The sequence below is a fragment of the Microbacterium sp. LEMMJ01 genome (assembly GCF_002114135.1).
Classification (GTDB): domain Bacteria; phylum Actinomycetota; class Actinomycetes; order Actinomycetales; family Microbacteriaceae; genus Microbacterium.
Genome location: NZ_NCTV01000028.1, coordinates 1 through 16,070 on the forward strand (window position 1 = coordinate 1; position 16,070 = coordinate 16,070).

The 16,070-nt window shown below is 59.2% G+C and carries 5 protein-coding genes and 2 pseudogenes; 6 read left to right on the forward strand and 1 reads right to left on the reverse strand.

Translation table 11 applies throughout. The annotated features are described in order from the left end of the window. A pseudogene (locus tag B7W94_RS08475) lies at nucleotides 1-191 on the reverse strand (IS3-like element ISAar46 family transposase); the annotation flags it as partial. A gap of 202 nt (nucleotides 192-393) precedes the next feature. Here B7W94_RS08475 and brxC point away from each other — a divergent pair. From brxC to mobF, 6 genes and pseudogenes are all read left to right on the forward strand, one after another. Next, nucleotides 394-3,876, forward strand: coding sequence for a BREX system P-loop protein BrxC (gene brxC / locus B7W94_RS08480; protein ID WP_085605911.1), 3,483 nt, complete (start codon nucleotides 394-396; stop codon nucleotides 3,874-3,876). Beyond that, on the forward strand, nucleotides 3,876-7,301 hold the full coding sequence (gene pglX, locus B7W94_RS08485; RefSeq protein WP_085605913.1) for a BREX-1 system adenine-specific DNA-methyltransferase PglX: 3,426 nt from the start codon (nucleotides 3,876-3,878) through the stop codon (nucleotides 7,299-7,301). Before brxC ends, pglX begins: the two co-directional genes overlap by 1 nt. After that, nucleotides 7,294-9,786 carry a BREX-1 system phosphatase PglZ type A gene (pglZ, locus tag B7W94_RS08490; protein ID WP_085605915.1) on the forward strand — a complete coding sequence of 831 codons (2,493 nt, stop codon included), beginning with the start codon at nucleotides 7,294-7,296 and terminating at the stop codon, nucleotides 9,784-9,786. The genes pglX and pglZ overlap by 8 nt, the downstream gene beginning before the upstream one ends. 7 nt (nucleotides 9,787-9,793) lie before the next feature. Beyond that, on the forward strand, nucleotides 9,794-11,971 hold the full coding sequence (gene brxL, locus B7W94_RS08495; protein ID WP_085605917.1) for a BREX system Lon protease-like protein BrxL: 2,178 nt from the start codon (nucleotides 9,794-9,796) through the stop codon (nucleotides 11,969-11,971). 3 nt (nucleotides 11,972-11,974) lie between these two features. Then, nucleotides 11,975-13,276, forward strand: a complete 1,302-nt coding sequence (locus tag B7W94_RS17955) for a hypothetical protein (RefSeq protein WP_139833298.1) — start codon at nucleotides 11,975-11,977, stop codon at nucleotides 13,274-13,276. Between the two features lie 165 nt (nucleotides 13,277-13,441). Then, nucleotides 13,442-15,988, forward strand: a pseudogene (gene mobF / locus B7W94_RS08505) (MobF family relaxase); the annotation flags it as partial. Nucleotides 15,989-16,070: the final 82 nt, after the last annotated feature.

Consider the following 16,070-nt stretch of genomic DNA (forward strand, 5'->3'; position numbering starts at 1 on the left):
CTGCCCAGCCCGGACAGCGAGCCGGCGGCCGCGGCCTTGCGCCACTCGATGATGTGGGAGGTGTACAGGCCCTCCCGGCGCAGGATCTCCCCACGCCCAGAGCGGTCCGCGGCGTCGTACTCGGCCAGGATCGCCGCTTTGAACTCGGCGGTGAACGTCCGCCTCTTGGGCCGGTCAGCACGAGGAGCCATAGCCCCATCATCGGTGCCGACGTCAGCAACCGTCATCGTCATCTCAGTATTGGTCCGTTCTCGCCCCGTGCAGTGCGAAGGTCAGCAGTGCTGGTGTCTCACCCCATCCTGACGCACAGGGCAGCCCTGGTCCTCTTCGGCCAGCTCAAAGATGACTCCTTCTACCGCGCCAAGCGCATTCTCGACCAGGAAGCATGACCCGATGAAACTTAACGAGATCTTCCTCAAAGACGTCACTCGCTCGATCGAGGGTGTCGTCAAAGCCGATGACGCTGACCACCTCGGCATCGAAGTCGAGGAGTATGTCTTTACCAACGACGCTGCCAAGGGTGTTGCGCCGCTACTGGAGGAGTACACCAACTACACAAACGCCAACGGCGTGTGGATCTCGGGCTTCTTCGGCTCCGGTAAGTCCCACCTGTTGAAGATGCTCGCACACCTCCTCGGCGACGTCGAAGGCCAGGCCTTTGCGCGCGACAAAGTTGCAGAGAGTTTCCTCGCTAAGACCGACGACGCAATGCTTATTGCCTCTTTGAAGAAAGCAGCGTCCATCCCCGCCAAGAGCCTTCTGTTCAACATTGACCAGAAGGCGACCTTGATCGCAAAGGACCAGACTGACGCACTGCTCAAGGTGTTCGTCAAGGTATTCGACGAGAGTCGCGGATACTTCGGTAATGACGGCGCCGTCGCCCGTTTTGAGGAAGACCTCGATAAGCGCGGCCAGTATGACGCGTTCAAGGCAGCGTTTGCGAGGATCGCCGGGATTGACTGGTCACAAGGGCGCGAGCAGACCGCACTTGAAGGTCACAACATCGACAAGGCGTTCGCTGAGGTAAATGGCGAGGCGAATCCAGGCATCATCGCCCAGTACCAGAAGTCATACGCAGTCTCGATCGAAGACTTCGCGACGTCTGTAAAGGCATGGATTGACACGCAGGAGCCAGACTTCCGGCTCAACTTCTTCGTCGACGAGGTCGGCCAGTTCATCGCCGACGACGTCAAACTCATGCTCAACCTCCAGACCATCGCCGAGTCCCTCAACACCAAGTGCAAGGGCCGGTCGTGGGTCTTCGTAACTTCGCAGGAAGACATGGACAAGGTCATCGGCGACCGTACGAGGCAACAGGGGAACGACTTCTCCAAGATCCAGGCTCGTTTCAGCACCAAGGTCAAGCTCACCAGCCAAGACGTCGAAGAAGTCATCAGCAAGCGTCTACTGGAGAAGAACGACGCTGGAACGACCGCATTGCAGGCGATCCATTCCACGCAGGCGGCGAACTTCCCGACCATCTTCAACTTCGTCGACGGCGCGAAAACCTACCGCAACTACGTGGACGAAACCCGCTTCATCAACACGTATCCGTTCGTCACCTACCAAATTCCGATGTTCCAGGCCGCAATCGAGGGCCTGTCCGACCACAACATGTTCGAGGGCAAGAACAGCTCGGTCGGTGAGCGCTCGATGCTCGGCGTGGTGCAGGAAGTTGCCAAGCGCATCGGAAACGAGCAGGTTGGTTACCTTGCAACCTTCGACCAGATGTTCGCCGGGATCAGCGCGGCACTGAAGTCGGCAGCTCAGAGCGCCATTCTCCAGGCTGAGAAGCACTTGCCTGACCCAAGCTCGGAAGTCACAATCCTCGCGAACCGCCTGCTGAAGGCGCTGTTCCTGGTGAAGTACGTCGACACCTTCAAAGCGACTCCCCGTAACCTCACCGTGCTCGTTTATGACCGCTTCGGGCTCGACCTCACGGGACTGGGCAAGCAGGTGCAGGAGGCGCTCAACCTGCTGGAAGCGCAATCGTATGTTCAGCGGAACGGCAACATCTACGAGTACCTCACCAACGAGGAGCAGGAGATTGAAAAGGAGATCAAGGCGGTCGACGTTGACTCCTCCGAGGTCTCGAGCAAGCTCTTCCGGTACCTTTCTTCCGACATTCTCCGGACCAACAAACTCAAGTACGCCAAGAACGGCCAAGACTTCTCGTTTGGTTACAAGCTCGATGACATTCCGCAGGGAAATCAGCGTGAGCTGACGATCCACTTCATCACTCCCGAGACCAGCTACAGCGATTCCGAGATCGCGGCACAGAGCATGGGTCGGGACGAGCTGCGGGTGTTCCTTGGTCGCGACAAGCGGTTGCTTGCCGACTTGCGACTGCTACTGAAGACGGAGAAGTACACCAAGCAGCGCACCAATTCCGGCGCGACTCCCTCGATGCAGGCGATCCTGCAGTCCAAGCAGATACTCAACACAGACCGCGAGAAGGAACTCATCGAGCGCCTCCGCCAGGCTGTGGGCAGAGCCCAGTTGATTATCAATGCCGCCGAGGTCACGTCCAGTTCGCAAGACGCTTTCACGCGCGTGACCGACGGGTTCCAGGAACTCGTGAGCCGCACATATACCAGCCTGGGACTGCTCGGCGGGAAGGTGTTCCCTGAGCAGCAGGTTGCGAGTGTCGTGCAGAACGATGGGGGTCTCTTCGACGCGGCGACGCTCAGCGCACTGAACTCGCCGGGTACTGAGATGGAGTCTTGGATCATCACCCAGACTGGCCTGGGGGAACAAGTGACGATCAAGAAGATCGCCGACCGCTTCGAGGCCAAGCCCTACGGCTGGGACCTCGGCTCAATCGAGGTCGTGCTGGGATGGCTCGTGGGGAATGGCAGGGTGGCGCTGAGTGTCGATTCCAACCCGGTGGTTCGGACCGAAGCAGCATCCCTGATCCGCAATACAGGGAAGCACCAGCACGTGGTCGTTGCCCCGCAGAAGGCCTATGACCAGGCGAAGGTTGCCGCATTCAAGAAGTTCTGCACCGACTTCTTTGACGAAGCCGCAGTACCATCCGACGCCACCGAGCTAGCCAGGTTTGGTAAGGACAAGCTCGCGGCGAGGCGAGACGAACTAGCTGCCCTTGTGGGCAGCAGCCGGTACCCGTTCACAAGTCAACTCTCCAATGTTGTCGTTCTTCTCGACGACGTCGTCGGCAAGCAGGTCGATTGGTACCTCAACGATTTCGACAGGGCTGATGAGCTGCTCGAAGCGAAGGAGGACTTGATCGACCCCATCAAGTCCTTCCTCAACGGGCAGCAGGCGAAGATCTTCGACGAAGCACAGACTCTTCTGAACACTAACTCCGGAAATCTCGGCTCGCTTCCGACAGGTAGCGCCGAGCGCGTCAAGGAACTGCTTTCGGATGCCAATGCATTCCGTGGCAACAAGATGAACCAGCTCAAGGTGGCAGCTGACGCTCTGAAGAGCCAGATTGACGACGTGGTGACCGAAAAGCGTGTGTCCGTCATTGCAGCGATCGACGGGCGCAAGACCGAAATCCTTGGCAGCACGTACTACGCCAACGCCCCGACAGCTGCACAGGAGAACGTGATCAGACGAATCGACGCCATCCTCGCGCGACTCAGCGATGAAACACAGGTCGCGATCATCCTCCAGGCGGGAGCGACGTTTGAGCAGGACGATTACCCGGCATTGCTGAGTCAGCTCGTTGAGTCACAGCAAGGCGAGGAGGGCGACGCTCCGCAGCCGAAGCCGATGGTTTCGGTGAAGACGATAAGCGCCCCTGGGGTTGCCGGTGTCCTCGAATCTGAATCGGATGTGGACAACTACCTGGCCGCTTTGCGGACCGCGCTGGTTGCGACCCTCAACGACGGAAAGCGAATCACGCTCTGATGGATACAACCCTCCTTAAGTCCTTTGCTACGTCATCGCGCACAGAACTTATCCGCGAAGTGGCCGCACGAATCACAGCGGTTCTTGCCCAGGGCTCGCCCGAGCGTGTTGAGCAGCCGAGAGCAGTGTCGGAGCTGGAACGCGCGATCTCCGCGGGAGGCGGCGGCGACAAGGGCAAGGCGCACGTGGTAGACAGGGTCGCCTATACCTGGTTCAACCGCATCATCGCCCTTCGCTTCATGGATGCGAATGGATACACAGGGATCGGTGTCGTTTCACCCGCGGCAGACCAGGTCGGCCAGCCGGAGATTCTCGCTGCCGCTAAGCGCGGTCAGGTCGACGGTGACGTGGTCAAGGGTGCAAACGCGGCCGCCATAACGGGGCTTCTCAACGGTACCCGCCAGCCCCGCCCCGGTGTCGACGCCCAAGCCGAAGCCTATTCGCTGCTGCTCGCGGACTACTGCCGCTACTGGAACCGGGCGATGCCGTTCATGTTCGAGCGCGAAGGGGACTTCACCGAACTGCTGATCCCCGCGAACGTTCTCGCCGAGGACTCTGTCCTGAGCCGTTCCGTGACTGTGCTGACTGAGGAGGTCTGCCAAGACGTCGAAGTTATCGGCTGGCTCTACCAGTTCTATATTTCCGAACGTAAGGATGAGGTCTTCGCCGGGTTCAAGAAGAACAAGAAGGCTGGCGCCGACGAGATCCCTGCTGCTACTCAGCTTTTCACCCCGCACTGGATCGTCCGGTACCTCGTTGAGAACTCTGTCGGTCGCCTATGGATGCTCAACCACCCTGAGTCGCGCCTCGTTGACCGGATGGATTATTACATCGCTCCAGTCGACGAAGAGACCGACTTCCTCAAGATCACCAAGCCCGAAGAACTCACAGTGATCGACCCCGCCTGCGGGTCGGGGCACATGCTCACCTATGCCTTTGATCTTCTCTACGCGATCTACGAGGAGGAGGGTTACACTCCGTCGCAGATTCCGGGACTGATCCTCACGAACAATCTTTACGGCACCGAGATCGACCCGCGTGCCGGTGCGTTGGCGGCGTTCGCCCTGACGATGAAGGCTGCTGCCAAGCGCAAGCTGTTCCTCAAGAACCCCGTCGAGCCAAATGTCTGCGTGCTCGAACCGATCTCCTTCCCCGCTGATGAGCTGAGCTACCTCGTGACCGGGGACGGGGACCGTCACGCGGAAGAAGCGTTCTGGAACCAGTTTGCCGAGGCCGACACCCTCGGCTCCCTCATCCAGCCAGACCCCGCTCTAACTGTCGGACTCGCGGAGCACCTCGCGACGCTCAACGACGAAGGTGACATCTTTCGCGCGAATGCCCTCAACGGGGCACAGCGGGTGGTAGTGCAGGCCGAGTACCTGTCGTCGCGATACACGGTAGTGGTTGCGAACCCGCCCTACATGGGAACTATTAACATGGGGGAACGTCTTCGGGCGTTTGCGGAAACTTGGTATCGCACAACGTACGGTGATCTTTGCACAATGTTGTTGGAACGATCCCTCGGCTTGGTAGTTTCCGGCGGATACACTGCAATCATCGCGAGCGAATCATGGATATTTACCTCTAGCTACGAGGCGATGCGTGACGACATTTTGCGGCGCACGACCCCGCTGCTGGTCGCGTGTATTGATAAGTCAGCGTTTGGGGTTCTAGTCAACACGGCTGCTGTGATCCTGCGTGTTGTTGCTACTCCGCACGGAACTGGACTGTTTTTCCGTGTGCCTGCGGATGCGATCGCGTCCAGTATTGTCTCCCTGCCGATATCGGGGGAGTTAATGTATGAAGTCAATCCGTCGATGTTCAAGGGGATCCCGGGAGCACCGTTTGCATTCGATTTTCCCCGCCAGCTTCTTGCGCTCTACACTGCGAACCCGACGGTTGGTAGGAGGTTTCCTGCAAAGCAGGGGCTCGCGACCGGGGATAATGGTCGGTTCGTTCGTCAATGGTGGGAGGTAAGTGAGGAACGCACAGGACGTGATCTCATCTCAAGCGATGCCGCAATGTCTTCAGGAAAGAAGTGGTTCCCCTACAACAAGGGCGGTACACCACGGCCTTGGTACGGGCGTCAGGATCTGGTGGTCAACTGGGAGAATGACGGTGAAGCGGTTAGGGCCTTCGGGACGGAGAACGGCGGTCGGCCGCGTTCCCGCGCTCAGGGCGTCGACTACTACTTTCGACCGGCGGTCACCTGGTCCAAAACGGGGAGCAATGGGGCGCGCTTCCGCCTTCAGCCTCAGGGCTTCATTCACGACATAAACGGTATGTCAATCTTCCCGACAAGCGAAAGTGATCGACTCAACCTGCTGGGGTATCTGAATTGTGCGCTTGTACGCGCTGGGTTAGATGTGCTTTCGCCAACAATGAGTTATCAGATTGGCGATGTGGCGCGCCTGCCGTTAGTGAGCGGTGGTAATGACGCCACACGGGTGGCGGAGCTAGTGGAACTGGAGCGTATGGATCTCTGCCGCGAGGAAACGAGCGCAGAATTCCTGGTAAGCCCCTTGCTGATGGAGTCATCAAGTCACACCGCACTCGCCGATTTGGTCTCTCGTTTCCTGGAACTCGAGCAGAATAGGCAGGATAGAGTAAATCAACTTGAGCAGGAGAGTAGCGAATACTGGGTTCGCCAAATCTTGGCAGAATTCGGTAGCGGGTCGATCGAAGAACTCCAGGAGGCGGTCTATGCGCGGTCGGCACCTGACGTCAAGGCGCTCCTGACGAATCTTGTCTCGTACGCTGTCGGGTGCATGTTCGGTCGCTACAGTCTCGACGAGGCCGGCCTGATTCTCGCTGACCAAGGAGCGACCCTGCGGGAGTATTTCGCCAAGGTGCCCTCGGCAACGTTCATGCCGGACGCTGATAACGTCATTCCGATTGTGCAAGGCGACTGGTTCGAGGACGACATCGTGGCGCGGTTCCGTCAGTTCTTGCGGGCAGCGTTCGGTGAGCAGAACTTCGAGGAGAACTTGCATTTCATCACCGAATCCCTCGGCGTGAAGCATCTGCGTGACTACTTCGTAAGATCGTTCTACAAGGAACATGTCAAACGCTACAAGAATCGCCCCATCTATTGGCTTTTCTCCAGCCCTAAGGGTTCGTTCAATGCGCTCATCTACATGCACCGCTACACGCCCTCGACGGTCTCGATGGTGCTTACCTACCTGCGCGAGTATGTGACGAAGCTGGAGTCGGCGCTGCAACAGGCTGAGCGAGCGGGGAACGCGAAGGAGGCGGATCGTCTCCGCAAGATCCTCGTCGAGCTGAATGAGTATGAGCACGACACGCTCTTCCCGAAGGCATCCGAGAACGTCGTGATCGACCTCGACGATGGTGTGAAGGTGAACTACCCGAAGTTCGGTGCTGCGCTTAAGAAGATTCCGGGACTGGAGGCAGCGAGTGACTGATCTGACCTCCGTCCAGGATGCACTTCAAAGCCGACTCGCCTCCCAACGGGTGGTGTTCTGGCACGATCCCAACGAAGAGTACACCGTCGACCTCGATGCCCTCAATCTTGGCGCCGTTAGTGTCATCCGCGTGCAGGATGACGAGTTTGGGGTGAAGAGCACGATCCTCGCTGATCACACCAGAAAGTACCTCGTCTACCGCTCCGGCGGCATCCCACACGGAACTGCGAACTGGTTGCTCGACCTCGAATTGGCATACGGAGTCTTCACCGCGGACAGGACCTCCATGCTCCAGCAGGAGCTAGGCCTCAATGACCCTGCTTTGCTGCCGGTAATCGAAGAGCACCAGAAGTTCTTCGCAGCAAACAGCCGCAAGCAGGCGCTGGAAAAGCTGTTGAATGACGGCGACGACGCGGCGCTCCTTCGCGCAAAAATGTGCCAGGTGCTTGTCAAAGCATCCGGCAACAAGCTGACCGACATCGTGCGCGAACTCTTGGTTGAGAATGCGGCAGGGAAGCACACCAAGTTCGATGACCTTGTGACCTTTGGTCTCAACCAGTTCTTCTGGGACGGGCTCGCGAGCATCTATAAGTACGCGAGCACAGCACCGACAATCGACGACTTTGTTCTGTGGATGTTCAGCCGCGCTATCGAAGACTTTTCGTCAACCACGCCTGACGAGTTCCGCAACATCCGCAGCGACTTCAACGCCCTGCGCTACGACGTTCGCACGCAGGACGTGATGACCAAGCTTGCTTCGCGTGCTTCCGACGCGCTCGACGTCAAGACGAGGATTGAACAGCGTGATTACCGTGAGTTGGCCAAGGTCACGATCTTCGAAGAGATCGACCGGAAGGTGATTGTTGATCTCGCTGCGGCCGTTACTGCCCAGTCGGTGACGCCGCGCGAGGTTGCCGATATTGTCCGACAGCGGCAGCACAGTCTATGGAGCACGAAGTACACGAAGCTTTACAAGGCCATCCAGAGTGCATCCGAGCTGCTTACGGAGATCGCCGGGTTGCCGCATGCAATCGCTACGGCCGCCGTCGGGCTGGAGAAGTATCAGTCGGAGTGGTTCCGCATCGACCAGCACTACCGCTGGTTCACCTACGCACATCAGACCGCTGATTTCCAAAAGCCACTTGAAGCGCTCAAATCTGAGGTCGATAAGCAGTATGCCAACAAGTACCTCTACGACTTCGGGGGGCGCTGGCAACAGGCACTTGAGCCTTTGAGCGAGTGGAAGTCTCCTGCTCTCGCACCGCAGGCCAAGTTCTATGACCACCACGTCGTTCCCGTCGTTAAGGACGGACGCACGAAGGTGGTAGTCATCATCTCCGATGGCATGCGTTACGAGGTCGCTGAGGAACTCGCTTCGACCATCCGTGGCGAGAACCGATTCGATGCCTCCCTCTCGGCCGTGCTCGGCTCATTACCGAGTTATACCCAGCTCGGTATGGCCTCGCTACTACCGCAGTCGAGCCTAGAACTCCACCCCGAAGGCCTGCCTGTGCTGGCGGACGGGAAGCCAACGAACGGAACCGCGAACCGTGACAAGATTCTGCAATCAGTCAAAGGGCATGCCATCACGGCCGCTCAAGTTCTGGCGATGCCGGGAAGTGAACTTCGCGAGCTTTACACGAAGCACCAGATCTTCTACGTCTATCACGACCGCATTGATGCCGCGGGAGATTCGGCCTCAACCGAGCGAACTGTCTTCGAGGCCGCTGAAGAGACATTGCGCGAGCTACTCCAACTTGTGAAGAAGTGGACAAACGCGAACGCCACGAACATCCTGATCACTGCCGATCATGGGTTCCTCTACCAGGACATCCCGCTGGAGCAGGCCTACTACCTCTCAGAGAGCCCGCAGGGGGACGCAGTCACCAAGACCAACCGTCGCTACGTACTGGGGAAGTCGCTGAAGCCCTCCCCGTCTTTCATGACGTTCACCTCGGCACAAGCGGGGCTCATGGGCGACATCGACATTCAGATTCCGAAGTCGATCCACCGTATCCCGCAGCCTGGTGCTGGCACCCGATATGTTCACGGCGGCGCATCGCTCCAGGAGATCGTGGTCCCAGTGATAACGGTCAATAAGAAGCGTAAGAGCGACGTCCGGCACGTCAATGTCGACCTCATGCCCGAGACTGACAAGATCACCACCGGGCAGCTCGCAGTCAAATTGCTTCAACGTGAGGCCGTCACGGACAAGATCCGACCTCGCCAAGTACGCCTCGGCCTTTACGTCGGTGACACGCTGATTTCTGACCAGCCCATCCTCACCTTCGACAGCGCATCCGACGACCAGCGCGACCGATACCAGAAGTCTGTCCTGTATCTGACACAGGACGCTGACCAGTACAACAACCGACCCGTCGAGCTTCGCCTCGAAGAGCCGATCCCGAACACGACTCAATGGAAGTTGCTCTCGAAGGGGAACTACACCATCAAACGGTCCTTCACGACAGATTTCGACTTCTAGGAGAGCCATGACGAACCTCGAAGATGCGCTCGGCGGTATCGACATCCTCGCCGACGGTGGAACGATCGATACTGCTCCGGCTAAGTCAGCTCTCGACGACAAGATCAACGAGCACTTCGCTGGTGCCGTCGTCCGTAAGGACCTTGTCAAGGCGGTCAAGGGCAACGCGATCGTGCCCTCCTACGTGCTTGAGTACCTGCTCGGCCAGTATGCGGCATCGGATGACGAAGCGACGATCCAAGCAGGCATCGAGACCGTCAGGAAGATCCTTGCGGAGCACTACGTGCACCGTAATGAGTCGGAGCTGGTGAAGTCGAAGATCAAAGAGCGAGGCCGCTACAGGATCATCGACAAGGTCAGTGTCGCACTCAACGAGAAGGATGATGTCTACCAGGCCACATTCGCCAAGCTCGGTATCAGTGGTGTCATCGTCGACTCGGCGACCGTGGGCGCTCACCCGAAGTTGCTCGTAGGTGGAGTCTGGTGCCTGTGCGATGTCGAGTACTTCCATACTGAAGATGCGCGTGTTTCCCCTTGGATCTTGGGCTCACTCAAGCCGATCCAGATGTCGAACTTCGATTACGACGGGTACCTCGATGCGCGCGCGAAGTTCACAACGGACGAGTGGATCGACCTGCTACTCCAGTCAATCGGTTTCAACCCTGAGATGTTTGGGCGCCGTGGGAAGCTCCTGCAGCTGGTGCGGCTGATCCCATTCGTCGAGCGCAACTACAACCTCGTTGAGCTGGGGCCCAAGGGTACGGGCAAGTCGCACATTTACTCCGAATTCTCGCCGCACGGCATGCTCATCTCGGGTGGAGAAGTGACCGTACCGAAGTTGTTCGTGAACAACTCCAATGGGCGACTTGGTCTCGTTGGGTACTGGGATGTCGTTGCATTCGACGAGTTCGCGGGTAAGAAGAAGCGCACAGATAAAGCGCTTGTGGACATCATGAAGAACTACATGGCGAACAAGTCGTTCTCCCGCGGTGTGGAGACACTCGGCGCTGAGGCATCCATGGTGTTCGTCGGCAACACGTCGCACACGGTGCCGTACATGCTCAAGCACTCAGACCTGTTTGACGAGCTGCCCGAGAGCTACCATGACCCGGCGTTCCTTGACCGGTTGCACTTCTACATCCCCGGGTGGGAGGTTGACACCATCCGCAGCGAGATGTTCTCCAGCGGCTACGGATTCGTCGTCGATTACATCGCCGAAGTCCTCAAGTCGATGCGGAACCTTGACTACTCCGACCGCTACCAGCAGTACTTCACTCTCGGCTCGGATATCTCGACCCGTGACCGAGACGGCATCCACAAGACGTTCTCGGGACTGATGAAGCTGCTCTATCCACACGAGCAGGCAACCGCCGAAGAGATCGAGGAGATCCTGCGCTTCTCGATCGAGGGGCGTAAGCGCGTGAAGGACCAGATTCTGCGCATCGATGCAACGATGGCGGACGTACGGTTCGGCTACGAGCCGATCGGCGGCGGCTGGACGTCCGTGACGACGCTAGAGGAGGACGAGTTTCCGACGTACTACCGTGCGCACCGAACCGCTTCCAGCGGTGACGACGCTGATGCGGATATGGGTGCCGAGGCCGCGGGGGCGGACAGGGGCGATGAAGGCTCGTTGCCTCGCGTGGATCTGACCACTGGTACTGATGTTCAGATTGAAGTCGAAGTGCCCGAGCCGAAGCTCTTCGAAGGGCACCGTGACTTCGCTGAGAACCAGCGAGGCCTCTCGTACGAGACGCTGCTCATGCCGTATCTGGAGGGTGCGACTGAAGTTGAACTGCACGACCCTTACGTGCGCATGAGCCATCAGGGACGCAATCTCGTGGAGCTTCTCGCCATGATCGCGTCGGCAAAGGACCCAGCCGACGAGATCAACTTCAAGCTGTTCACTCTGTTGGAGGAGGAGCCAGAGTATCAGAAGAAGCAGCTGCAGATGCTAAATGAGATCGTGCAGGGTGCTGCACAGCAAGGCATCAAGGTTGATGTCGCGAAGGACCCCGGCGGTCATGATCGCTGGATCCGTACCGACACGGGCTGGCGGATCAACCTCGGACGGGGTCTCGACATCTTCCAGAAGTCCGATGGCGGCTGGTTCGACTTCGGTAACAGTCGTCAGGAGTTCCGTCAGGTGCGGGCGTTTGGCGTTACCTACATCAGGGAGGCGTAGCCCTTGGATCACGACCCGGCCTCGGCGGGTGCTTCGGTCTCTGAGTCCTTACGGCGCGAAGTACTACAACACATTACTTCTGCGTATCTCAACTCGGCCGACTTCAACGGCATAAGCACCGAGGAACTAGCCGAGATCGTCGGGCATGACGCCGACGGCATCGAATCCACGATCCGCGCCCTCGCGGCAGAAGGCGATATCTACGTCAACTTCGGCCATGAGATGGTCAATCCGTTCATCCTAGGTTTTCCGCCTCAGTCCGCAGACGCGAACGCGGCTGAAATTAGGCGCCGTGGAGGTGCAGCGGGTGCCATCCTCTACCCGAGGGAACGCGTCCTCACAGAGATATCGGCGGGCGACCGCTACCCAGGTGCGCCGTATTCTGCTGCACTCGCGACGGGGCGGGCGCAGCTGTCATCTGTGTTCTTTCATGCTGCGGTGCTGGCGAGGTATCGAGATGACCCTCGCTACAATTACACGCTCGACATTGGCGGGGAGATCCGGGCTCAGGAGAATACCCCTCTGGATACATTTTTGACGACGTTCAGTATTGGCTTTCGCGACGACGAAAGCAGCGATGAGATCGTCGTTGGTGTGCCGCTTCGGTACCTTCATGATCTGTCGGCCGCTGAGCAGTCCTACTGGAAATCCTTCGAGCACGATGACCAAAGTTGGCTGCTTCATCCTGACTGGGTGCGCCCACACCTTATGGGAGAGTTCCCCGAACGCATCAGTCCGTACACTGCTGTGCTCATGGAGACTCAGTTGATCAACGAGATCTGCGGTGCAATCGACTATCCACACCTCTTCAAGCAGACCTATGCGGATCGCGACCGACCTACAGATTTCGGCTATCTGATACGCCCCACGGAGCTTGAGCTGACGAGCTTCATCGAGCAACTCAACAAGCTCCTCATTGAGCCTTTGAACGTCAAGTTCTTCGAGCGCGCGAAATTGGCTACGACTGAGGAAAGACAGGACTCTGAAGGTAACGTCTACCGGGCTCAGCGCGGCACGATGAGCATGCTCATCGCCTGGATGGAGCGAACCGTCACTCACGATCCCAATGGGCTCGTGCAGTCTGCAAGTTCGATACTGAGGGAGATACGGCGTCGACGTTCAAAGACCGCGCACTCGATCCGTGACAATGCATATGTTCCCTCGCTGTGGGGCGAGCAGCGAAGGTTCATTGTGGAGTCATACTTTGCCATTCGCACGGTGCGGCAGTTGCTTCAGTCGCATCCCCGCGCTTCGAGTGTCCGTGTTCCGGTTGAACTCGACGAGCCTAGAGTCTGGCCGTTCTAAACGTAGAGGGCGGCACTGTTCACTGTGGCGCACTCACCTGCCAGCGAGCTACCCCAGCTACCACGCGTCTGGCAGATCGAGGAACGTTGCCGTTCTTGATGCCGCCGATGCTGCGTGTTCACCTCCTCCCTGACGGAGGAAAGGTGAGCGGCTGTGACGGTGTCGATGCGATTGATGTCCGCTGGCGACGGGTACAAGTACCTCCTGCGCACCGTCGCCGTTGGAGACGGTGACCGCGACCTTTCGACACCGCTGACGCGCTACTACAGCGCCGACGGCACGCCGCCGGGCAGGTGGATGGGGAGCAGTATCGCTGCGTTGGGAGCTGGTCAGCTTGACGTGGGAGACGAGGTTTCCGAAGCGCAGCTCCAACTTCTCATCGGCATGGGTCGGGACCCCATCACGGGTGAACCCCTGGGGCGGGCGTACCCGCGCTATCAGCCAAGAGCGGAGCGGATAGCCGAGCGCCTCGCGGCACTCCCGCCGGGTCTGAGCGCTGCAGAGCGTGGGCGCGAAACGGCATCGATAGAAGCCGAGGAGTCAGCGAAGGGAACTCGGCGAGCAGTTGCGGGCTTTGACTACACGTTCTCGATCCCGAAGTCTGCCTCGGTCTTGTGGGCGGTCGCGGATGCTGGGACGCAATCGCTCATCGTTGATGCCCACCACGCAGCAGTTGCAGAGGTGGTTGCGTTTATGGAACGGGAGGTTGCGGCCACGCGGGCCGGTGCAACCCCCGGTGATGGCGCGGTTGCGCAGGTCGAAGTGCGCGGGCTGATCGCGACTGCGTACGATCACTATGACTCGCGCGCGGGCGATCCTCACCTGCACACGCACGTCGTGATCAGCAACAAAGTCCAGACCGTGCTCGACAACAAATGGCGCAGCCTCGACAGCCGCCCGATGCACGCCGCAACCGTCGCGCTCTCCGAACTGCACGAGGCCGTATTTGCCGATCACCTCACACGAGCATTGGGCATTGAGTGGGAGCCTCGTGAACGAGGTCGTGACCGAAATCCGGGATGGAGCATAGCTTCCGTTCCGCAGGTTCTGGTCGACGCGTTCTCATCTCGGTCGAGGTACATCGACGAGGAAAAGGAGCGGCTCATCGCGGCGTACGTCGAGAAACATGGCAGGCAGCCCTCCAGTGCGACGATCATCAAGCTGCGTGCCCAGGCGACACTCGCCACACGGCCGGAGAAGGAGATCCATTCGCTTGCTGACCTCACAGAGAAGTGGCGAGAACAAGCTGGGGCGATCCTGGGGGAAGAAGTGACTGGTTGGGCTCGAAGAGTCGTTGCCAATGATGCGCCGTTGCTGTTGCGCGCTGACGACATTCCCCTCGACGTCGTCGCGAACCTCGGATTGAGCGTTGTCGCGGCAGTGGGGGAGAAGCGCGCCACCTGGTGGCGGTGGAACCTTACAGCCGAAGCGGCGCGGCAAACGATGGGGTATCGCTTTGCGAGCACGCGTGACCGTGAGGCAGTGATCGGGATGGTTGTGGATGCGGCTGAGGCCGAATCGTTCAGGCTGACACCGCCCGAGCTAGCATCCAGTCCCGCTGTCTTCCGACGAGCCGATGAGTCGTCGGTGTTTCGGCCGAAGAACTCCACGGTCTTCTCCTCCGAAGAGCTACTTGATGCCGAGGACCGGTTGCTGCAGCTCTCGCGCACTACGACAGGTCCCACGATCCCGCTGGCGACAATCGAGCGTGTTTCGCGGAAGTCCGACAGTGAGCGGCGGATGCTCGGACCCGATCAAGCGTCCGCACTGTCAGCGATCGCAGTGTCAGGGCGCGTCGTTGATGTGCTTGTCGGCCCCGCTGGCGCTGGGAAGACGACTGCGATGTACGCGCTCCGGCGTGCATGGGAGCGCGAACACGGGCGTGGCTCCGTCGTGGGTCTCGCGCCATCTTCCGGAGCTGCTCAGGTGCTCTGCGAGGACCTCGGGATCGCGTCGGAAAACACTGCGAAGTGGTGGCAGACACACCTCCAAACGGGCGAAACGTTCAGTGCGAAGCAACTCGTGATCATTGACGAGGCATCCCTTGCCGGAACGCTGTCACTCGACCGCATTACGCGGCTCGCCGCGGATGCCGGAGCAAAGGTCCTGCTCGTCGGCGACTACGCCCAGCTCCAAGCGGTGGACGCAGGCGGCGCGTTCGGACTCCTCGCAAAAGACCGCGGCGACGTCGCCGAACTCGTCGACGTGCACCGCTTCACACACGAGTGGGAGAAGCGTGCCTCACTCGACCTTCGCCACGGCCATGCCGAAGTGCTCGAAGCCTACGCGGAGCATGACCGCATCGTCGAGGGCGGCACCGAAGCGATGACTGAGGCGGCGTACGCCGCATGGCGGACCGACCAACGTGCCGGGCGCACGACCGTGCTCATCGCTGATTCAAACGAATCGGTCACTATGCTCAACACTCGCGCGCGGACAGACCTGATCCTCGATGGCATGGTGCGTGGACCGCGCGAGACCGACCTGCATGACGGAACACAAGCGGCAAGCGGTGACATCGTCATCACGCGCAGGAATGATCGTCGGTTGCGGGCGGGTGGGAGCTGGGTACGCAACGGTGACCGGTGGCGTGTTCTCGATGTTCGCCCCGACGGCTCGATGCTTGTGCGACGCGAAGGGCGCAATCGGGGCGCCAGCTTGCTGCTACCCGGTGGCTATGTTTCCCAGCACGTTGACCTCGGATACGCCGTTAATTAAGTCCGGGCATAGAGAATAACCACCGACACCGAGAGAGGGATTGTCAATGCAGCGATGGCGGGAGATAGCCTCTAAG